Raw genomic sequence first — 20,343 nt, 5'->3', positions numbered from 1 at the left:
AGGAGAAACATATGACCCGCACTCGCCGTGCCCGTTTCCTCGCCCTCGTCGGCGCCGCCGCTCTCGTTCCCGCCGCGCTTGTTGGCTGCTCCGCCGGCGGCCAGTCCGTCGCCGATGCCTGCCAGGTTGCGGGCGACACCGTCACCGAGGCGATGGGCGACCTGTCGTCCGTCGCCACCGACCCCGAGGCGGCCACCGACATGTTCGCGGACACGCTCGCCGCTATGAAGGAGGCCGGCGACAAGATCGAGAACGAAGAGGTCAAGGCCGCGTTCGACGACTTCAACGGATCCTTCGAGGAGTTCCAGACCGTCATGGCGGACGCCACGGAAGATCCCACGAACATCGACACCGATGCGATGACCGAGATCTCGTCGGACCTCCAGGCCAGCAGCACGAAGCTGCAGGAGCTCTGCGGCTGACCCCGCCCTCGACGCGAGGGCGTTGTCCGGCCGCCGTTTGTGCGCGCCAGACAACGCCTTCGGCGTCTCCGCGCAGCATCCGGCATCCTGATCCCATGCATCTCGACATCGGAGTCCGCGACGCGTCCCCCGCCGCCGCGCTCGAAACCGCCGCCCGTGCCGAGCGCGACGGCTTCGACGGCGTCCAGTTCCCTGAGCTCGCACACGATCCCCTGATCTCCAGTGCGCTCGCGGCGAGCGCGACCAAACGGATCCACGTGGCGACGTCGATCGCGGTGGCCTTCGCGCGCAACCCGATGACGATCGCGCAGGCCGCCAACGACGTGCAGCTCGCCGGCGAGGGCCGCTTCTCGCTGGGGCTCGGATCCCAGGTGAAGCCGCACATCGAGAAGCGCTTCTCGATGCCGTGGTCGGCACCGGCACCGCGGATGCGCGAGTTCATCGGCGCCGTGCGCGCGATCTGGCACGCGTGGGAGACCGGCGAGAAGCTCAGCGTGCGCGGCGACCACTACACCCACACGCTCATGACGCCGATGTTTTCGCCCGGACCGAATCCGTTCGGCACCCCGGACATCTGGCTCGCGGCCGTCGGCCCAGCGATGACGCGGCTCGCGGGCGAGGCCGCGGACGGCTTCATCGCGCACGCGTTCACGACGCCCGACTACCTGCGCGAGGTGAGCCTTCCGGCACTCGCCGAGGGGCGCCAACGCTCCGAACGCGAGGCGACGGACGTCATCGTCACGCCGTTCGTCGTGACCGGATCCACGGCAGCAGAGCGCGCGCATATGGAGCGCGAGGTGCGCAAGCAGATCGCGTTCTACGGATCCACCCCCTCCTATCGCGCGGTCATGGAGCTGCATGGCTGGGAGGACACCGCCGATGCCCTGCACGCCGCGAGCCGCCGGGGCGAGTGGGCGGAGATGGGCGGCCTCATCACCGACGACATGATGACCGCGTTCGCCACGTTCTGCGAGCCGCATGCGATTCGTGACGCGCTGACAGAGCGCTTTGGGGCCGTCGCGGCGCGCGCCAGCGTCGCCCTGCCGTGAGCGCGCCGCCGAGCCTCAGGCCGTACGGGGCCGTTCAGAGCGAGTCATAGATCGCGATCGCCTGATCGATCGCCCAGCTGTTGGTGAGCTCCGTGAGCTGGTTCTGCTCGGCGATCAACAGCCCGTTCATCGTCGCGATGTATGCGCTGAATCGGCCGATGTAGACCGTCGGCGACGCGAGTGACAGCGGCGCGTCGACGTCGTAGCTGTCGCCGATCAGCGAGATGTCGACGTAGCCGCCATAGTCGTCGAGCCGCGGGTCCTCCGCAACGAAGCCGAATTCACGCGCGTCCTCCATGTCGAGGACCGACTCCTCGATCAGGAGAGACACGCTGAGCGCTTCGCCCGGGTCGGCAAAGGCCTCTTTGAGATTCGCCTTCTCGAACGTATCCGGAGTGAACCACGCGCAGTTGATGCCGAAGCCCGTCGGATTCTCGTAGCGGTCCTCCTCGTCGTCGTCGCCGGGCGCGTTGACGAGTTCGTCCATTCCGATAAGCGAGCGGATCTCGTCGCAACTGGGCAGGATGGTGTCGTCGAGGTCGTCCTCCTCGTCCTCGTCCTCGTTAGCCGATTCGGCTTCCTCGACGATCAGCTCCTCGATCTCGTCAGGATCGATCGGCACGTCATCGACAGCCTCTTCTGCGGCCTCGTCCATGCCCCCGCAGGCGGTGAGCAGCAGGAGTCCGGCGAGAGAGAGGCCGGCGAAGGATCGTATGCGGGTCTTCATCAGTGAGTCCTCCGGCGAGAAAGGGTGGGCACGGGCGCAACGAGGGGCCCAGCAGCCTGGCGACTGCGGGACCCCTCGTGTCGTGCTGTTGGTTACTGAACCGTCTGGCGGCGCAGCAGCATCACGAGCGCACCGACACCGAGGAGGAGGGTTCCTCCGGCGGCGAGGGTGAGGCCCATGTCGGATCCGGTCGGCGCGAGCGAGTCATCCTCGTCCTCCGGGCCGCTCGCCTCGGCGACGACCTCGAGCGAGGCCCAGCCAATCAGGCCGTCGGCAGACCACGCCGCGATGCGGTGCGCGCCTTCGGCGGCGTCCGTCGGGACGGTGACCTGGACAAGGGCATCGCTGTCGACAACGTGCGTGCCGAGCGACGTCGGCGCGGAGAACAGCCACACCCCGACCTCGGTTCCAGCGTCGACGCTGTCGATCACGATGGAGATCGTCTCGCCCGCGACGACCTGTGTCGGCGCAGTGATCGCACCCTCGAGCGCCGGGTCAAGGTCGTCCTCGGAGGGAACATCACCCGGAATCGTCTCAGGAGCGGGCTCCGGCTCCGGCTGCGGCTGCGGCTGCGGCTGCGGCTGCGGCTCAGGCTCCGGCTGCGGCTGGGGCTCCGGCTGCGGCTGGGGTTCCGGCTCCGGCTGGGGCTCCGGCTCGGGTTCCGGCTGGGGCTCGGGCTCGGGCTCCGGCTCCGGCTCCGGCTGCGGCACCTCACCGTCGAGCTCGGCGGTCCAGTCGAGCTGGCTGTAGCCGCATGCTCCCATGCCCGCATAGATCGTGCCGGAAGCGGTGCCGTCGGAGCGTACGACGCCGTTGAATTGGTAGTCGAAGACCGCTTCGTCACCGGTGTTGATCTCGAACGGCTGGTCGACGGTCAGCTCTGCCGTCAGCAGATCCGCGTCATAGGCGAAGTCGTGGGAGTCGGAGTCGATGTACCCCTCGACGCCGATGCACACCCACCAGAACTCGCCGGCGATGTCGACGAGGGCGCCATTCTCGTCGATCGAGAAGCTGAACGCTCGCGTTCGGTGCTCGGGCTCGTAGCCCTCGTCATCGACGTCGAGTTCCATGCCGCCCGAGTGCGTCTGCAGCGACGTGCCGACGTAGTCACCAGCGTGCGGCCAGGTGCCCCGCTCGTCGGGAACGACAGTGATGACATTGCTGAGAGTGGCCGTCGGGTGCTGGAACTCCACCACGAGTTCACCCGGCTCGTACGCCCCAGAGACTTCGTACGTGAAGTGGTACGCGTGCTGCACGGTCTCGACGAACTCACCGCCGATGTAGACGTCGACCGGCGTCATGTACGGGTAATCCGTGACGAAGAATTCGACGGGCTCTTCGGCCAGTTCCGAGACCGTGACAACGGAGCGACTTGCCGAAGATCTCGGCTCGAGGTCGTGGTCGGCCCACCACTGGCCGTCGTCGACCGCCGCGAACGTGTCGGAGACGCTCTCGCCATCGGCGCTCAGCGTGACCGTGTGCTCGCCGGGTGCGACCTCAGCGGTGACGAAGCCCTCGACCGAGCCGTTCTCATCAGCCGTCATCTCAGCGACGACTGTCGAGCCGACGGAGACCGAGACAACCGCACCCGCGGCGAACCCGCCGCCGGTGACCTCGATTCCTGCCCGCGCGAGGTCCCAGACGGAGATCGCGGCGGCTTCGTCGAAGAAGCAGGTGTCGAAACCATCAAGGCAGATGGTGAGGTCCGTTGGGGCGACCTCACCGTTCGATGCGGCCGCGACGACCGGGACGGGATTCGCGGGCGCGGCGTATGCCATGGTCGGGGCGATGGCGCTCAGGACGAGCGCGCCGGCCGTGCCGAGGGCGCCCAGAATCGGCATACGCCGGAATCGCGATCTGTCGCGTTCAGCTGTGCTTTTTCGCAAGGGACAATCTCTCTCATGGTGGTGGTTCAGGCGCAGCAGGACGCCGGAATCGAGCAGTAACCCCTTGATCGTGCCGGAGAACGCGCGGGCGCAGGACGGCGGAATACTAAGTTCTGCACGAAGATCGCGGTTGCGAGCCGACCGCCCTCTTGGCAGTCGGGTGCTGCCTCAGCCCGCCGACGAGCGTCCGCCGCCGACGATCTGCACGATCGCCTCGCGACTGCTCACACCGAGCTTCTTCATGATGTTCCGGATGTGCTGCTCCGGCGTGCGCGGGCTCACGACGAGGCGCTCGGCGATCTGACGGTTCCGCAGCCCGGCGGCGACGAGCTCGGCGATCTCCCGCTCGCGCGCTGTCAGCACCGTCAGCTGCTCTGACCGGGATCTCAAGAGCGCCTCCGCCTGCGCGAGACCGTGATGGGCCCTGCCGTACTGCAACCGCATCTCGAGCCGGTCGAACGTGTCGCGTGCGGTCCTGAAGAGGTTCCCGGCCGCAAGCGGATCCCCGGAGCGCAGGAGAATTTCAGCGTGGCAGGTCAACACCATCGCTTCCTGGCCCCGCGACTCCTGCTCGCGCGCGATTTCGAGCCCTTCGTCGATCAGTGCGGTTGCCGTCTCCCCCTGCCCGAGCGCCGCCGCGACGGCGGCGGCGTCGGCGTAGCGAAGCGACGCCATCGCGTCGCGCGGGCCGCCGAGCAGCTCCGGGCAGGGCGTCGGCCGCCCGATCATCGCCGACACCCTCGTGCGCGTGGTCAGCACCGCCCGTCGCCACCATCCGAAGGCGGGCAGCGGCGCCGCCTCGAGCCGTTCGAAGCGTTCGCGCAGCAGTTCCAGGTCGGCGCGCCCCTGTGCCGCGACCATGAGACCGGCAAGCGCCATGCTCTCGAGCTCCGCGGGGCCGTACCGGCGCGCGTCGGCGACCGCGCGCTCTCCCGCGGCGTCGGCCTCGTCAAGGAGTCCGAGCGACGCGTGGCAGAACGACAATCCGGTCGCGAAATTGGCAAGCACGTCGACCTGGCCGATCCGGTGTGCGCGCCGGAGGCCGCGCTCCGCGAGGCGCGCGCCGGTCTCGAACTCATCGAGCATGTACGCGGCCCACACGGCGCACGCGGCAGCGTGCAGCACCGTCTCGAGCTCATCGCCGCTGACCACGCGAGCCCATTCGGCCACCGCGCGGAAGCTGACACGTGCGTGGCGCACATCACCCACCGACAGCAGATCCATCGTGCGGTACACCGCTGCCACGACCCGGTTCAGCGCGCCGGGCAGGGTCTCGAGCCGCGACAGCAGCCGCTCGGGCGTGCGACCGTCGAGCATCGCGAGGATGTCGACGTACTCGCGGAGGAGCACCGCGTCGATCGACTCTTCGGCGATCGCGAGGAGTGCGCGGGCCTCATCCACGTCGCCCATGATTCGCAAGACGTTCGCGAGCACGATGCGCCCCTCGACCGCCCCCGGGTCCGCGGAGACCATCTCTTCGAGACCCGAGATCGCGTCGGCGGCGCGCCCGGTCAGCAGCTGTGCGCGCGCGTGCAGGACGCGCGAGCGCCGCGTATGCTGCGACGGATCCAACCCGCCGAGCCAGTCCACAACCGTCTCGGGCTCGATGCCGATTGCGACCGAAGCCGCGCGCGTCAGCACCTCGGTCTCCTCGTCCGTGATGTCGGAGACGACACGGGCAAGATGATCCGCGCGCTCGAAGAGCTCCGCGCCGGCCGCATGCGCCGCCCGTCGATGCAGTTGTGCACGGCGGCTCGTGCTCATGTTGCGATAGACCGCGACGCGCAGCACAGGGTGCAGTCGCTCGTGAACGGATCCGGACAGCAGGCCGCGGTCGACGAGCTCACGCGCCGCGGCGGTCACAGCGACGTCGTCGAGTCCCTCGACCTCGACGAGCGTCTCGAGGTCGACGTCCGGTCCGATCACGGCGATCGCCTCGAGCACGCCCCGCGTCTGCGCGTCCAGTGTCGCCATGTCATCGGCGGTGGCGGCCCTGAGGACCGCCGAGTGAGTGCCGTCTGCGAGCTCGAGCACCTCGTCCGCGCGCGTCGCGGCGGGGTGGCGCTGGAATCCGGCGATCGTCGCCCGTGCGAACAGAGGATTCCCGCGTGCGGCCTCGACGACGGCACTCCGTTGCGGCGGTGTCAGTGCTCCCGCCATCTCCCCGATGATGTCGTCGGGGAGCGGAGCAAGCGCGACCCGGTCGTGCAGGGCTCCGCGCCCGCGCGCCACGTCGACGAGCGCAGCGGGCGAGCGGCCGGGACGATGCGCCGTGACGACCGTCAGCGGAGCGAGCATGGGCGTCTGCATCAGCGCGACGAGGAACCGCTCGGACGCCGGATCGAGCCAATGCGCGTCATCCACGGCGATCACCACGGGGGCCGGCGAACCGCCGAGCGCGCTGGCGCAGCGCGCTCCGAGCACGGACGGCGTCGCGCCGTCGAGGAGTTCCTCAAGGGGAGCAGCGAGGATTTCCTCGATCATCGTGCGCGGCGCGGCCAACGGCGCCTCGGCATGGAGGCGGTCGCCGTGCGCGACGAAGACCCGTGGTCCGGTGCCTGCGTCAGGGTCGGCGCTGCTCGGGATCACCCGCGCGAGGGCGCTCCCCAGCACCGCGCTCTTGCCGATGCCGATCTCGCCGTCGATCCGCACGAGGCGCACCTGACCAGGGAGCGGCGGGGTCTCGGCGATCAGGTCGATCACGCGTCGCACGTCCGCCTCGCGCCCTGGCAACGCCATACCCGCCCCTCCCTCGCCCGCCGCAGCGGCAACGCCCTCGTTACGAGGAGTATATTAATAGCCTGAGGAATGTGGCCCGGAGGTGTCGGGCAGCTACAGCCCCGTGACGGGCGTCCACGCGCCGGTCGCGACCGAGGCCGTCACAGATGCCGCGGCGACCGCGACCGCGATGAGCACCAGCAGCGCGTCGCCGGCGCGCAGGGTCGAGGGCCGCGCCCAGGTGCGCCGGATGCGCGTGCCGAAGCCTCGTGCCTCCATCGCGGTGGCGAGCTTCGTCCCGCGGCGGATCGCGAGGACGAACAGCGCGAACGTCTGCCCCGCGAACCGACGGATTCGGCCTGTGTCGGCGACGCCGCGCGCACGACGCGCCATCGCGAGTTCGCGCCAGTCATCGATGAGCAGCCCGACGAGGCGCAGCCCCGCGAGCGCCCCGAGCACGAATCGCGCGGGCAGCCGCACCAGCTGAGCGAGCGCGTCGGCGAGATCCGTCGGATCCGTCGTCGCGAACAGCACGACCGACGGCACCGCGATCGCGAGCACGCGCAAGAAGATCGCGCCGGCGAGCATGAGGGATCCGTCGCTGATGCGCAGCAGGCCCCACTCGAAATACACGGATCCGCTCTCGCGGCCGTACAGCGCGGTCGCGAGCGACGCGATGAGCGCCGAGGCGGCGATCGGCCACACGCGTAGCCACAGGTCGCGAAAGCTCAGCCGCGCGAACGGCAGCAGCGCGCAGGTGAGCGCGAACGAGACGCCCGCGGAGACGGGGTCGATCGACAGCAGCAGCACGATGCCGATCGTGAGGGCGGCCGTGAGCTTCGCGACGGCGTTGAGGCGTCCCAGCGGCGAGCGCCGCACGTCGAGGGTAATGATGCTCACGCCGGCACCGCCTGACCGATCGTGAGCACGTCGTCCGCCAGCGCGTCGACGAGGGGGCGGTCGTGCGTGGCGATCACGAGGCTCGTGCCACCACCCCTCACCTCGTCGAGCAGGGCCGCGAGCTCGCGCCATGTACGGGCATCCTGACCGTAGGTCGGCTCGTCGAGCACGAGGAGTCGCGGACGCGTGATGAGCGAGGCCGCGACGGTGAGCCGGCGCTTCTCCCCGCCCGAGAGCGTGAACGGGTTCGCGTCGGCCAGATCAGTGAGGCGCAGTCGGTGCAGCAGGTCGTCGACCTCGCCGGCGAGCCGGCCCGGTTCCGTGCCGAGCGCGCGCGAGCCGACCTCGAGCTCAGCGCGCACGGTCCCGGTCAGCAGCTGATGCTCCGGCGTCTGGAAGAGCATGCCGATGCGGGTCAGCAGCTGGCGCGAGGTCCAGTCGTGGGGCGGCCCGGCGGCGCCCGCGGCGAGCGCCGCGGACGCGGTGAGGTGGCCAGCCGCGGGCGGAATGAGGCCGGCGATGGTCGCGGCGAACGTCGACTTCCCAGCCCCATTCGGGCCGACGACGGCGAGGGCTCGTCCGGAGAGCGCGTCGAAGCGGATCCCCGTGGCGACGGCCTGCGCGCGCTTGGCGCCGAACGACCGACGGCCGACCGCGAGGTCGTCCGAGGTGAGCAGCGACGTCGGCGCGCCCGTCGGCGCGGTTCGCGGCACGACGGGCGCGACGCCGGGCACCCACACGCCCGCGTCGGTGAGCGTCGTGCTGTGCGCCGCGAAGACCCGTTCGGGGGGTCCGTCGGCGATTACTCCCCCCTCGGCGCCGAGGACGACGACGCGGTCGATGTGATCGATCCACAGGTCGACGCGGTGCTCGACGACGACCAGCGTGGCGCCCGTCCGCGCGGCGGCCGCGACGACCGAGTCGCGCACGGACTGGGCGCCGTCCGGATCGAGGTTGGCGGTCGGCTCGTCGAGCAGGAGCAGGCCGGGCTGCATCGCGAGAACGCCCGCGAGAGCGAGGCGCTGCTTCTGCCCGCCGGAAAGCCGCGTGGTCGGGTGATCGAGCGGCACCTCCAGCCCGACATCGTCGAGCGCGCGCGGCACGCGGCGCCAGATCTCGTCGCGCGGCACGCCGAGGTTCTCGCATCCGAACGCGACGTCGTCGCCCACGCGGGCGAGAATCACCTGCGCATCCGGATCCTGCAGCACGAGTCCCGCGCGCCCCCGCGCGTGAGCCGGGCGGACCCCGTCGACGAGGAGCTCGCCCGACTGGTCGCCGTCCTCCTCATCGCCGAGCACGCCCGCGATACCGCGCAGCAGGGTCGACTTACCCGCACCGCTCGCGCCGAGCAGCAGCACGCGCTCCCCCGGCTCGATGACGAGGTCGACATCCGAGACGGCCCAGCTGTCCCGGCCCGCGTGGCGCCAGCCCCAGCCGCGCGCCTCGACCCGCGCGGTCACGCTGAATCGACGGTCGCCGCGCTTCGCCTTCGCGCCTCTCGACCCGAGGCGAATCTGTCGAGCGCGCCCGTCGCGGCGAGCGCACGCGTGAGCAGCAGCGAGACGAGTCCGGCAAGGATGATGCCGGACACGACGGCGCCGGCCGCGTAGACCATGCGCACTTCGAAGGCGAGCGCGGCGACGGACGAGAAGTTCGTGTCGAGGATCGCCGTCGTGACGCCCGCGAGCGCCCCGGACGCGAGCGCACCGAGCAGGCGCCAGTTGGCGTAGGCAAGGATCGCGAAGCCGAGCTCGGCACCGATGCCCTGGATGACCCCCCAGAGGAAGGTCGAGAAGCCCCACTGGGTGCCGACGAGCATCGACACGACCGACGCCACGATCTCCGTGTACAACGCGGCGCCCGGCTTGCGGATGATGAGGCCGCCGAGCACGCCGGCGAAGAGCCAGCCTCCGGCGAGCAGACCCGACAGGCCCGGGGTGAACGAGAGGAGGCTGTCGAGCGCCGGCCAGGCCTGGCCCCACAGCCAGAACACGACGCCGGCGGCGACGCCCACGACACTGGCCACGACGATATCCACGACACGCCAGGTGTAGCGCCGCTTCGAAGGAACGGACGACGACATGATGTTCTCCTTCCTGCGCCGGCATTATCCGGATCAGGTACGACGGTCGGCGCGCGGCTCGCGCCCTCTCAGCCCGGCTTCTCGGACTCCCGTGGGTGCTACGGCATCATTCGATGCGGCAGGCGAGGTAATCACCTCGGCGGGCCGAGTATAGGCACATCAGCCGCGTGGACACAATGTCATCGGATCGTGAGCAGCTTCCCCCGTTTCTGCGGGGGATCCCCCGGTCTCATCAAGTAAATTGACGGCGTGACGAGTGACGAGAAGCCCGGCGAGCGCGACGACGAGCGTTCGCTCGACTCCGTCGACGACGCCCGCGACTCCGACACCGATCGCCCGCAGGATCCCGCCCCTGCCGAGGACGCCGCCGATCCGGAGCCGCCCGCGGACACCGGGACGATGATCGCGGGCCTGTTCGGCACACCCGCGCAGGACGACGACGAAGAAGATGCCGACGACGACCGCGAGGACGGCGGCGCGGCGGATCCGGGGCAGTCGGCGCCCCCGCAGACGGACTCGGTGCGGGTCATCGCCGAAATGTTCAGCGGATTCCGACGGCGGAGCGCGACGCCCGAACGCGACCTCGAGGAGATGCTCGGGACAGCGACGCAGGCGATCGCAATCGTGCCGCCGCCGGCGCCCCAGGAACCGCCGACCGTGGCCGGTCCCCTGCCGATCGTCGCCGCCGCCGATGCCGCCGCCGATGCGGACGTCACCCGCGCTTCCGAGACCGATGACGACGGGCCTCCGCCCGCCGAGGAGGACCCTGTGCCCGCCGATCAGCAGCAGCCGACCGCGGTGAAGACGGCGTACGTCCCCCGCCACGACGGCAACCAGACAGAGCAGGCGCTCGCCTGGCTGACGGCGGAGAACGTCGCGACCGGTCAGACGCCGGTCGTCGGCGCGCCGGTCGCTCTGACGCAACGGCGTCGACGCCGGTGGGTCGGGGCGATCCTCGCCCCCATCTTCACGGCGATCGTGCTCGCGGTCGTCTACGTCGTCGCCTTCGCCGTCTGGCCGCTCGACAACGTGGCTCCGACGATGTCCGCGAAGGCGCCGGACACCCCCGTCGGCCCAGCGCTCGATGTGCCGTGGCCGGTCGAGGGGCAGAGCGCGATCCTCGTCGAGGGCGTGGACGGAATCGTGACCTCCGCGGAGGAGGACACCAGGCTCGACCCCGCTCCGATGGCGAGCCTGACGAAGGTCATCACGGTCATGACGCTCCTCGAGCGTCAGCCGCTCGAGCTGGGCGAGGACGGCCCGGTGTATGAGTTCGGCTACCTCGACCAGCAGCAGGCCGATAATCTCCGCTTCCAGAACGAGTCGGCTCTGGACGTGCCGATCGGCGGCATCCTCTCGTACCGACAGCTGCTCGAGGGGATCCTCATGGGATCCGCGGGCAACTACGCGAACAAACTCGTCGACGACCTCTGGGAGTTCGACCGCAACGCCTATCTCGGTGACGCGATCGCGTGGCTGCAGGACAACGGCCTCGAAGACACCCTCGTCGTCGATGCCACCGGTATCAGCCCCGAGAACCAGTCCACGGCGGAGGACATGGTGCGCGTCGCGCAGATCGCGATGCAGCACCCCGTCGTCGCCGAGATCGTCGCGCAGGAAGAGGTCGAGATGCCGGGCCCTGGCCTCGTCGAGAACTCGAACCCGCTCATGGGCGAGAACGGCATCGTCGGCATCAAGACCGGCCACCTCGACGAGTGGAACATCGTCAGCTACAACCTGATGACGGCGAAGGACATCGAGTTCGTCGATTCCGAGGACCCCGTGCGCGTGTACACGGTCGTCATGGGCCAGGCCGATCGCGACCTGCAGGCGAGCACGACCCGCGACGTGCTCGACGCCGTCACTCTGGCACTGCAGCCGGTCGACGCCGTCGGCGAGGGCACGGTCATCGCCACCGTCACGACGGAGTGGGGCGGGCAGACGGATGTCGTCGTCGCCGACACCGCCGAGCTGACGCTCTGGAGCGGCGAGGAAGCGGAGATCGAGACCGACGTCGATGTCGATCTCGGCGACGCCGCGGGCGCGACGGTCGGGACGATCACGGTGTCGGGCGGGCTCGATTCGGCCGAGGTGGACCTCATCACGACCGAGGAACTGCCGCGTCCCAGCCTCGAGTGGCGTCTCACCCACCCGCTGGAACTGCTCGGCCTGGGGGCCTGAAATTCCTGACCTTTGTCAGGAATTTGCCCGCCACACTTTCGTGTGTCGGGGCAAGGTGGTTGGATTTCACGCGTGCTCCTGAAACTCCTCATCCGATATCTCTCCAGATATCGGCTTCTTCTCGTGGGCGTGCTCGTCTTCCAGTTCGCGTCGGCGCTTGCCGCACTGTTCCTCCCGACGCTCAACGCCGACCTCATCGACACCGGCGTCACGCAGGGCGACGTCGGCTACATCGTCCGCACGGGCCTCTGGATGCTCGTCGTGGCGCTCGGTCAGATCCTCGCGGCCATCGTCGCGACGTTCTGCGCGGCCCGCGCCGCCATGGCGCTCGGCCGCGACATCCGCCACGACGTCTTCGCGAAGGTCAGCTCGTTCAGCGAGCGCGAGGTCAGCGCGTTCGGATCCGGGTCGCTCATCACCCGCAACACGAACGACGTGCAGCAGGTGCAGATGCTCGCCGTCTTGAGCGCGACGATGCTCATCATGGCACCCATGATGGCCATCGGCGGCATCATCATGGCCCTGCGACAGGACGTCGGGCTCAGCTGGATCCTCGGCATCTCTATCCCGGTGCTCCTCATCGTCGCCGGAATCATCGTCAGCCGCATGGTGCCGCTGTTCCGGGTGTTCCAGACGCGCATCGACGCTGTGAACCGCGTGATGCGCGAACAGCTGACGGGCGTCCGGGTCGTGCGCGCGTTCGTGCGCGAGAAGATCGAGGCCCAGCGCTTCCGCGCGGCCAACACCGACATCATGATCGTCGGCCGCAAGGTCGGATCCCTCTTCGTGCTGATGTTCCCGCTCGTCATGCTCGTGCTCAACGTCACGATCGTCGGCGTCGTCTGGTTCGGTGGCCTCGAGATCGAGGCTGGCAACACCGAGATCGGCACGCTCTTCGCCTTCATGCAGTACGTCGGTCAGATCCTCGGCGGCGTCATGATGGCGAGTTTCATGGCGATCATGATCCCTCGCGCGGCCGTCTCCGCCGAGCGCATCTCAGAGGTGCTCGACAGCCGCACGACGCTCGTCGAACCCGAGTCCCCCGTGAGCGAGATGCCGACGCGCGGCGAGGTCGCCTTCGACCACGTCTCCTTCACGTATCCGGGCGCCGAGAAGCCGGTCCTGTCCGACATCTCCTTCCGCGCCGACCCCGGCGAAACCGTCGCGATCATCGGCTCGACGGGAGCGGGCAAGACGACGCTCATCTCGCTGATTCCGCGCCTGTTCGACGCCACCGACGGATCCGTGTCGGCGCAGGGCGTCAACGTCACGCAGGCCGACCTCGACGTGCTGTGGCGCGGCATCGGCCTCGTGCCACAGCGCCCCTTCCTCTTCACGGGAACCATCGCGTCGAACCTGCGGTTCGGGCGCGAGGACGCCACCGACGAGGAGCTGTGGCATGCCCTCGAGATCGCGCAGGCCGCCGACTTCGTGCGTGACAAGCCCGACGGGCTCGATACCCGCATCGCGCAGGGTGGCACGAACGTCTCCGGCGGCCAGCGCCAGCGCCTCGCCATCGCGCGCGCGATCGTCCACCAGCCGGACATCCTCGTCTTCGACGACTCGTTCTCGGCGCTCGACCTGACGACCGACGCCCGGCTGCGACAGGCGCTGTGGCGCGAGCTTCCGCACGTCACGAAGATCGTCGTCGCCCAGCGCGTATCGACGATCACCGACGCCGATCGGATCCTCGTGCTCGACGACGGCCGCAGCGCGGGCCTCGGCACGCACGACGAGCTGATCGAGACGAGCGAGACGTATCGCGAGATCATCGCCTCGCAACGCGGCGCCGAGGAGAAGGGGGTGACGGCATGAGCGTCGAGGTCGACGAGCGCGAAGAGGAGCGGGCCGCTCAGGAGGCGATGATCGCCGCCGGCGCCGACGAACCGGGCGCGATGGGCGGGAAGCCGAAGGACTTCTGGCCGAGCTTCCTGCGCTTCCTCGGGCTGCTGAAGCCCCACAAGTGGGCGTTCATCTTCGCCTCCGTGCTCGGCGCGATCGGCGTCGTGCTCATGGTGGCGGGGCCGAAGGTGCTGGGCGAGGCGACGAACGTCGTGTTCGAGGGCGTGTTGTCGACGACGTTCGGCGCGCAGTTCGAGGGCATGAGCCAGGCCGAGGTCGTCGCCGCGCTGGAGTCGGCGGGCCAGGACGAGTTCGCGAACATGGTGCGCGCGATGCACGACTTCTCACCGGGCTCAGGCATCGATTTCGAGCGCCTGCGCGTGATCGTGCTGTGGGCGATGACGATCTACGTCACCTCATCGTTGCTGCAGTGGCTGCAGGGCTACATCATCAACGTCATCATGGTGCGCACGATGTGGCGCGTCCGCGAGCAGATCGAGGAGAAGGTCAACCGCCTGCCGCTGAGCCACTTCGACAAGGTGCAGCGCGGTGAGCTCATCAGCCGCGTCACGAACGACGTCGACAACATGACGCAGACATTGCAGCAGTCGCTATCCGGCGCGCTGACGTCATTGCTGACCGTCGTCGGCGTGCTGATCATGATGTTCACGATCTCGTGGCAGCTCGCGCTCGTCGCGCTCGTGTCGATCCCGCTCATCGGCGTGATCATGGGCGTCATCGGCCCGAAGTCGCAGAAGGCATTCCAGGCGCAGTGGCGCAAGGTCGGTCGACTGAACTCGCGCGTCGAGGAGTCGTTCTCCGGGCACGCCCTCGTGAAGGTCTACGGCCGCGAAGAGGCGATGCGCGAGGCGTTCCGCGAAGAGAACGAGGAGCTGTTCCAGGCGTCGTTCAAGGCGCAGTTCCTCTCGGGCGTGATGATGCCGTCGATGCAGTTCGTCGGCTATCTCACCTACGCCGGCATCGCGGTGCTCGGCGGCGTGATGGTCGCGGGCGGCCAGATCCGCATCGGCGACGTGCAGGCGTTCGTGCAGTACTCGCAGCAATTCACGCAGCCGCTCACGGAGTTGGGCGGCATGCTGCCGATCGTGCAGTCGGGAACCGCCTCAGCCGAGCGCGTGTTCGCGCTGCTCGACGAGGAAGACCAGGAGCCGGATGCCGAGGATGCTCCCACCGCGCCGGCCGACGGAACGGGCGTGATCGAATTCGAGCACGTGCGGTTCAGCTACTCGGCCGATCAGCCGCTGATTGAGGATCTCTCCTTCCGGGTCGAGCCCGGCCAGACGGTCGCGATCGTCGGCCCCACGGGCGCTGGCAAGACGACGCTCGTCAACCTGCTGATGCGGTTCTACGAGGTCGACGGCGGCGCGATCCTGCTCGATGGGCAGGACGTGGCGCAGATGACCCGCGGCGATCTGCGGTCACGCACAGGCATGGTGCTGCAGGATCCGTGGCTGTTCGCGGGCACGATTCGCGACAACATCCGCTACGGCAACGAGCAGGCGAGCGACGACGACGTGTATGCGGCGGCCGAGGCGACCTATGTTGACCGGTTCGTGCACTCGCTCCCCGAGGGATACGACACCCTGCTCGAGGAGGACGCCGCCAACGTCTCAGCCGGCGAGCGACAGCTCATCACGATCGCGCGCGCATTTGTCCGGCGCCCGCAGGTGCTCATCCTCGACGAAGCCACCAGCTCGGTTGACACCCGCACAGAGTTGCTGCTCCAGAAGGCGATGGCGGCGCTGCGCGAGGGGCGCACCTCGTTTGTGATCGCACACCGCCTGTCGACGATTCGCGACGCCGACCTCATCCTCGTGATGGAACAGGGGTCCATCGTCGAGCAGGGCAACCACACCTCACTCATCGCCCGCCGCGGCGCGTACTGGCGGCTCTACCAGAGCCAGTTCGAACACGCCGCGGTCGACGTCGACGAAGTGGAAGCGATGGAGAACCCCACCGGCGCCTCCCCCGTCATCGGCGGCCCCACCGACGCGTAGGCGCCGCCTGCCGTCCCGCGCGGGGCTGCAGTGTGCGCGGGGGCGGGTGGATGCAGGGGGGCAGGTGGATGCGGGCGGCAGGCGGCCGTTGCGCGCGGGGCAGGTGGCCGATAGGGGCGCCGCCCACATGACGTATATGGCTCTAAAACTGGCGGGGAAGATGCATTCGTGTCATTTGGGCGCAGCGCTCACCGCCCAGATGACACAAATGGCTCCAAAAGCCGCTACGAAGGTGCATTTGTGGAAGGTGGGCGCAGCGGTCGCCCCTACATGACGCAAGTAGCTCCAACCGCCGCCGGGAAGACGCATCCGTGAAACGTAGACACAGCCATCGCCCGCACATGACGCAAATGGCTCTAAAACCCGCCGGGAAGATGCATTCGTGTCATCTGGGCGCGACGCTCACCATCCAGATGCCACAAATGGCTCCAAAAGTCGCTACGAAGGTGCATTTGTGGAAGGTGGGCGCAACGGTCGCCCCCTACATGACGCAAACGGCTCCAAACCCCGCCGGGAAGATGCATTTGTGTCATTTGGGCGCAGCGGTCGCCCCTTACATGACGAAAATGGCTCTAAATCCCGCCGGGAAGGTGCATTTGTGGAAGGTAGCCGCGGGGGCGACTCGCTAAGCGTCGGTGAGGCCGAGGCTGTCGGCGACGCGCTCGAGGTCTCCGAGGACGTCACTGCCGATGGGCTGGACCGCGATGTGGTCGGCACCGGCGTCGAGGTGGGCGCGCAGTGCGGCCGCCGCGATATCGGCCGTAGGGTTCGCGGCGACGACGTCGACGAGTTCGTCCGTGCCGCCGCCGACGAACGCGGCGTCGTCGAACCCGAACCGCTTCAGCGTGCCCGTGTAATTGTCGAGGCCGAAGTATCGCGCGAGGTAGGCCCGCGCGGTCTCGCGCGCGGTGTCGGCGTCGGCTGCGAGTGACACCTTCAGCTCAGGCGCGAGCACAGCATCACCGAGGATCCCGCGAGCGTGCTTCGTGTGCGCGGGAGTCGTCAGGTACGGGTGCGCCCCGAGCGACCGCTCGGCGGCGAGCGCCAGCGTCTTGTCGCCGAGCGCCGCGAGCAGGCGCGCGTCAGTCGGCACGCCCTCGGCGTCGAGCGTATCGAGGTAGGCGCGCATCGCCGCGAGCGGGCGGACGCGCTCCGGCGTCGCCTCCCGGTGGCCCGATCCGATGCCGAGTACGAACCGCCCTGGGTGGGCGTCTTCAAGCCGCAGGTAAGAGGCGGCGACCTCGACCGGATCCGCGTTCCAGATGTTGACGATGCCCGTCGCGACGGTGACGCTCTCGGTCTCGTTCAGCACGGCCTCGACGCTCTCGAGCTCGGCCGCGGGAGAACCGCCGATCCAGAGGGTGCGGTAGCCGAGGCGCTCAGCGACCGCGGCGGTGCCGGGCACCCAGGTCCGCTCGGCCAGCCACACGCCGTACGTTCCGAACTGTTGTCTGCTCACGATGTCGCCTCCCTCTTGGCGCGCCCCACCCTACGCACCTGATGTGACACACGGGTATCGTGCGCGTAACTCAGTGCCGCAGAGGAACCACTTCGTGCGCGAAGGCGCGTCCGACGATGTCGTCGGGCAGATCCTCGAGCCGCGCGGGTGACCAGTGGGGATCCTGATCCTTGTCGATCATCTGCGCGCGGATCCCCTCGAGCATGTCGGGCTGCGTGGCGACGAACCACATCACGAGGCGGAACTCCTGGTCGAGTGCAGCGCGGAGGTTCGGCAGTGCGCGGGCCGAGCGGATCGCGGCGAGCGTGACGGCGAGGGACGTCGGCGGTCGCTCCTCGAGCGCGGCGAGCGCTGCCGCGGGCGACCGACCGGATCCGGCGAAACGCGGTTCGTCGGCGAGCTCGCGAAGCCGCTCGCGCACCTCGAGGAGCGTCTGCCGCGAGAAGGCGTCGTCGATCCATTCGCGCGCAACGACGAGGTCGCTCTCGTCCGGCGTCTCGTCGAACAGCCACAGCAGCTGACCGGGAGTATCCGGGTCAGCGCGGGTCTCGAGCGCCTCGATGACGCCGGGCAGATCCTTGCGCCAGACGAAATGATCCGCGAAGCCGGCGTAGAGCGCGTCAGCCGCGTCCATCGTGTCGCTCGTCAGGGCCAGGTACTCGCCGAGCCGCCCCGGCGCGTGGGCGAGCAGCCAGGATCCCCCGACGTCGGGCGTGAACCCGATGCGCGTCTCGGGCATCGCGAGGCGCGAGGTCTCCGTGACGATGCGCACCTGCGCGTGACCGGCGAGGCCGATGCCGCCGCCCATCGTGATGCCGTCGGCGACGGCGACGACCGGCTGGGGGTGCTCGGCGATGGCGGCGTTGAGGGCATACTCCGTGCGGAAGAACTCCTCGGCCGCGTCGCGGTTGCCCGCGGAGATCGCCTCGTGCAGGCTGCGGATGTCGCCTCCCGCGCAGAAGCCTCGGTCACTGGTCGCATCCAGGAGCACGGTGTCGATGTCGGAGTCCTCACGCCAACGCCGGAGCCCAGCCGCGATCGCTCGCACCATCGCCGTGTCGACAGCTCCGATCGCCCGTGGGCGGTCGAGCGTGATGCGTCCCACGGATCCGTGCTTGCGCACGAGAACGCGTTCGTCGTCGAGTGTCTCGGTCACTTTCCTCACGCTACCCGGCCCGGGGTCCCACCGCTCGGCGCTTTATCCGACAAAATGGAGCCACCGCCGATCTGAGGGAGGCGCGCGTGAGCGACGGCAAGGTGATCGAGTTCGCCGACGTGACCATGGTCTTCGGCGATGTCCCGGCCGTCGACGGGCTTACCGCCCGCGTCGACCCCGGGCGCGTGACGGCGTTCCTGGGTCCGAACGGCGCTGGAAAGACGACGACGCTCCGCGTGCTCCTGGGCGACTTGCGCCCGTCGCGTGGCCGGGCGACGATCGGCGGATCCGAGTACCAGCGGATCGCGCGGCCCGCCGCGTCGATTGGTGCGGTGATGTCACTGCTCCCGCTCGAGAAGGCGCGCCGCAAGACGGTCGCGAAGTACCTCGAGCGCCAGGCGCGACGCGTCGGCGTCGGCGTCGGACGGGTGCGCGAGGTGCTGACGATCGTTGGGCTCGCCGAGATGGCCGACATGCGCATCGGCAACTTGTCGCTCGGGATGAAGCACCGGCTCGCCGTCGCGGAGGCGCTGCTCGGCGATCCGAGCGTGCTCGTGTTCGACGAGCCCGCGAACGGCCTCGACCCGGAGGGGATCCGGTGGATCCGCCTGCTCATGCGTCGCTTCGCCGACGAGGGGCGCACTGTGCTGATGTCGTCGCACGTACTCAGCGAGGTCGAGCAGGTCGCCGACGCCTTGCTCGTGCTGAATCAAGGCAGCCTGCTCTTCGAGGGGCCGATCGAGCTGCTCAGCGAAGCCGAGAGCGGTCCCGTCACGGTCGACGCGGAGGATCGCGACGAGCTGCTGGCGGTGCTCGACGACGCTGGACTCGACTATCGCATCCTGCGCTCGGGCATCACGATCGACAGCACGACGACGGCCGAGGTCGGATCCCTCGCGGCGAAACGCGGCTTGGCACTCACGACCCTCACGCATCGCGGTCCCTCGCTCGAGGACATCTACCTGCGGATCATCGACGGCACGTGGACCGCGCCCGCGCGCACCGCCGCGCTGTCGCCGTCGCACTTTGCCGCGGACGCGCCGGGCGACGACGCGGCCGAGGGTGCGGGAGACGCGCATTCGGGCACGGCCGATTCGGGCACGGACGACACGGAAGGCGAAGCTGGCATCAAGCCCGCTGACGCCACGGCGGAATCAGCTGACGAGGACGCCCGCTCGAACGAGGCGGACACCGCCGCGATCGTTGGCGCCGTCGGGGTCGCCGGTGCGAGCGGCGCCGCGGACGCGGCAGGCATCACCGACGACCGCGAAGACGACGCGGACGACGCCGCGATTGAGGACGCGCAAGGCGCCGACGCAGAGCTCTTCGAAGGCGACGCCGACGCCAACACGTCGAATCCTGCCGACGACACGCACGAGGGCGACGCACACGAGGCGTCGGACGACACCACGCCGGACGGCACGGACCCTGCGGGCGCGGACACCGACACGGGTACGGACGCCGATGTCGACACCGGCGCCGACGCGGATGCGGGTACCAACGCGGACGTAGACGCAGACGCCAGCCTCGACGCAGACGCGGCAGACACCGCCACGCCCCATGCGGCCGGTGCCGTCGGGGGACTGCCGGGCCTCGCCGGGCTGGCCGGACTCGCGCAGGGCCTGCGCGCGGGTGACGAAGACGGCGTCGGCAATGACGAAGACGACCCCTCGGCCGGAGCGGTATCTCCCTCGTTGCGCGCCGCGTTCGAACGCGCGGGCCAGCTCGAGCGCGACGCCGACGACATCGAGTCGGACATCGAGGCGCGGGAAGCGCGCGCCGACGCGGGGGACGACTGGGAGGCGCAGCTACGCGCGCTGTTCGACGACGAGTCAGATACCTCCGCCGACAACGACGCGTTCCCGACCGCCAACTTCGAGGTGCCCGGGCGCGACTGATCGT

General features: G+C 69.3%; 14 protein-coding genes and 1 riboswitch. Of the genes, 6 read left to right on the top strand and 8 right to left on the bottom strand.

Features of this window, described 5'->3' with window-relative positions:
- Positions 1-11 precede the first annotated feature (11 nt).
- Together IEW87_RS03565 and IEW87_RS03560 are read left to right on the top strand one after the other, a co-directional pair.
- Positions 12-422, top strand: a complete 411-nt coding sequence (locus IEW87_RS03565) for a hypothetical protein (protein ID WP_188710922.1) — start codon at positions 12-14, stop codon at positions 420-422.
- A gap of 95 nt (positions 423-517) precedes the next feature.
- Positions 518-1,471 (top strand): TIGR03617 family F420-dependent LLM class oxidoreductase, encoded by a 954-nt coding sequence (locus IEW87_RS03560; RefSeq protein WP_188710921.1) that lies wholly within the window; start codon positions 518-520, stop codon positions 1,469-1,471.
- Positions 1,472-1,505: 34 nt separating this feature from the next.
- Here the strand turns inward: IEW87_RS03560 and IEW87_RS03555 are convergent, their stop codons facing one another.
- From IEW87_RS03555 to IEW87_RS15015, 6 genes are all read right to left on the bottom strand, one after another.
- On the bottom strand, positions 1,506-2,198 hold the full coding sequence (locus IEW87_RS03555) for a hypothetical protein (RefSeq protein ID WP_188710920.1): 693 nt from the start codon (positions 2,196-2,198) through the stop codon (positions 1,506-1,508).
- A gap of 92 nt (positions 2,199-2,290) precedes the next feature.
- The gene (locus IEW87_RS03550; RefSeq protein ID WP_188710919.1) at positions 2,291-4,039 is read right to left on the bottom strand and encodes a hypothetical protein; all 1,749 of its coding nucleotides are present in this window, start codon (positions 4,037-4,039) and stop codon (positions 2,291-2,293) included.
- A gap of 213 nt (positions 4,040-4,252) precedes the next feature.
- Positions 4,253-6,823 (bottom strand): helix-turn-helix transcriptional regulator, encoded by a 2,571-nt coding sequence (locus IEW87_RS03545; protein WP_188710918.1) that lies wholly within the window; start codon positions 6,821-6,823, stop codon positions 4,253-4,255.
- 93 nt (positions 6,824-6,916) lie between these two features.
- On the bottom strand, positions 6,917-7,702 hold the full coding sequence (locus IEW87_RS03540) for an energy-coupling factor transporter transmembrane component T family protein (RefSeq protein WP_229730908.1): 786 nt from the start codon (positions 7,700-7,702) through the stop codon (positions 6,917-6,919).
- Complete coding sequence (locus IEW87_RS03535) at positions 7,699-9,162, bottom strand: ABC transporter ATP-binding protein (protein ID WP_229730906.1); 1,464 nt, start codon at positions 9,160-9,162, stop codon at positions 7,699-7,701. The genes IEW87_RS03540 and IEW87_RS03535 overlap by 4 nt, the downstream gene beginning before the upstream one ends.
- Positions 9,159-9,785 (bottom strand): ECF transporter S component, encoded by a 627-nt coding sequence (locus tag IEW87_RS15015; RefSeq protein WP_229730904.1) that lies wholly within the window; start codon positions 9,783-9,785, stop codon positions 9,159-9,161. Before IEW87_RS15015 ends, IEW87_RS03535 begins: the two co-directional genes overlap by 4 nt.
- Positions 9,779-9,888: riboswitch (TPP riboswitch) on the bottom strand. It overlaps the preceding gene by 7 nt.
- A 146-nt stretch (positions 9,889-10,034) precedes the next feature.
- On the opposite strand from IEW87_RS15015, the gene IEW87_RS03530 reads away from it, so the two are divergent.
- The 3 genes from IEW87_RS03530 (at position 10,035) to IEW87_RS03520 (ending at position 15,826) form a co-directional block, all read left to right on the top strand.
- Positions 10,035-11,966, top strand: a complete 1,932-nt coding sequence (locus IEW87_RS03530; protein WP_188710916.1) for a D-alanyl-D-alanine carboxypeptidase family protein — start codon at positions 10,035-10,037, stop codon at positions 11,964-11,966.
- A gap of 72 nt (positions 11,967-12,038) precedes the next feature.
- The gene (locus IEW87_RS03525; protein ID WP_188710915.1) at positions 12,039-13,781 is read left to right on the top strand and encodes an ABC transporter ATP-binding protein; all 1,743 of its coding nucleotides are present in this window, start codon (positions 12,039-12,041) and stop codon (positions 13,779-13,781) included.
- The gene (locus IEW87_RS03520; protein ID WP_188710914.1) at positions 13,778-15,826 is read left to right on the top strand and encodes an ABC transporter ATP-binding protein; all 2,049 of its coding nucleotides are present in this window, start codon (positions 13,778-13,780) and stop codon (positions 15,824-15,826) included. Before IEW87_RS03525 ends, IEW87_RS03520 begins: the two co-directional genes overlap by 4 nt.
- A gap of 625 nt (positions 15,827-16,451) precedes the next feature.
- On the opposite strand, the gene IEW87_RS03515 is transcribed toward IEW87_RS03520, so the two are convergent.
- Positions 16,452-17,285 (bottom strand): TIGR03620 family F420-dependent LLM class oxidoreductase, encoded by an 834-nt coding sequence (locus tag IEW87_RS03515; protein ID WP_229730902.1) that lies wholly within the window; start codon positions 17,283-17,285, stop codon positions 16,452-16,454.
- A gap of 70 nt (positions 17,286-17,355) precedes the next feature.
- Positions 17,356-18,441 carry an enoyl-CoA hydratase/isomerase family protein gene (locus IEW87_RS03510; RefSeq protein WP_188710913.1) on the bottom strand — a complete coding sequence of 362 codons (1,086 nt, stop codon included), beginning with the start codon at positions 18,439-18,441 and terminating at the stop codon, positions 17,356-17,358.
- An 86-nt stretch (positions 18,442-18,527) separates the two neighbouring features.
- Between IEW87_RS03510 and IEW87_RS15010 the strand changes: the two genes are divergently transcribed.
- On the top strand, positions 18,528-20,339 hold the full coding sequence (locus IEW87_RS15010; protein WP_229730900.1) for an ABC transporter ATP-binding protein: 1,812 nt from the start codon (positions 18,528-18,530) through the stop codon (positions 20,337-20,339).
- Positions 20,340-20,343: the final 4 nt, after the last annotated feature.

Origin of the sequence: Microbacterium faecale, from assembly GCF_014640975.1 — a bacterium.
Classification (GTDB): Bacteria; Actinomycetota; Actinomycetes; order Actinomycetales; family Microbacteriaceae; genus Microbacterium; species Microbacterium faecale.
The sequence above is the reverse complement of the archived record's forward strand: the minus strand, read 5'-3'. Positions and strand labels throughout refer to the sequence as shown.

Excerpts from the sequence above, each read along its gene's own strand:
- IEW87_RS03565 (WP_188710922.1), top strand. The coding sequence starts at position 12 with ATGACCCGCACTCGCCGTGCCCGTTTCCTCGCCCTCGTCGGCGCCGCC.
- IEW87_RS03560 (WP_188710921.1), top strand. The coding sequence starts at position 518 with ATGCATCTCGACATCGGAGTCCGCGACGCGTCCCCCGCCGCCGCGCTC.
- IEW87_RS03555 (WP_188710920.1), bottom strand. The coding sequence starts at position 2,198 with ATGAAGACCCGCATACGATCCTTCGCCGGCCTCTCTCTCGCCGGACTC.
- IEW87_RS03550 (WP_188710919.1), bottom strand. The coding sequence starts at position 4,039 with ATGCCGATTCTGGGCGCCCTCGGCACGGCCGGCGCGCTCGTCCTGAGC.
- IEW87_RS03545 (WP_188710918.1), bottom strand. The coding sequence starts at position 6,823 with ATGGCGTTGCCAGGGCGCGAGGCGGACGTGCGACGCGTGATCGACCTG.
- IEW87_RS15015 (WP_229730904.1), bottom strand. The coding sequence starts at position 9,785 with ATGTCGTCGTCCGTTCCTTCGAAGCGGCGCTACACCTGGCGTGTCGTG.
- IEW87_RS03520 (WP_188710914.1), top strand. The coding sequence starts at position 13,778 with ATGAGCGTCGAGGTCGACGAGCGCGAAGAGGAGCGGGCCGCTCAGGAG.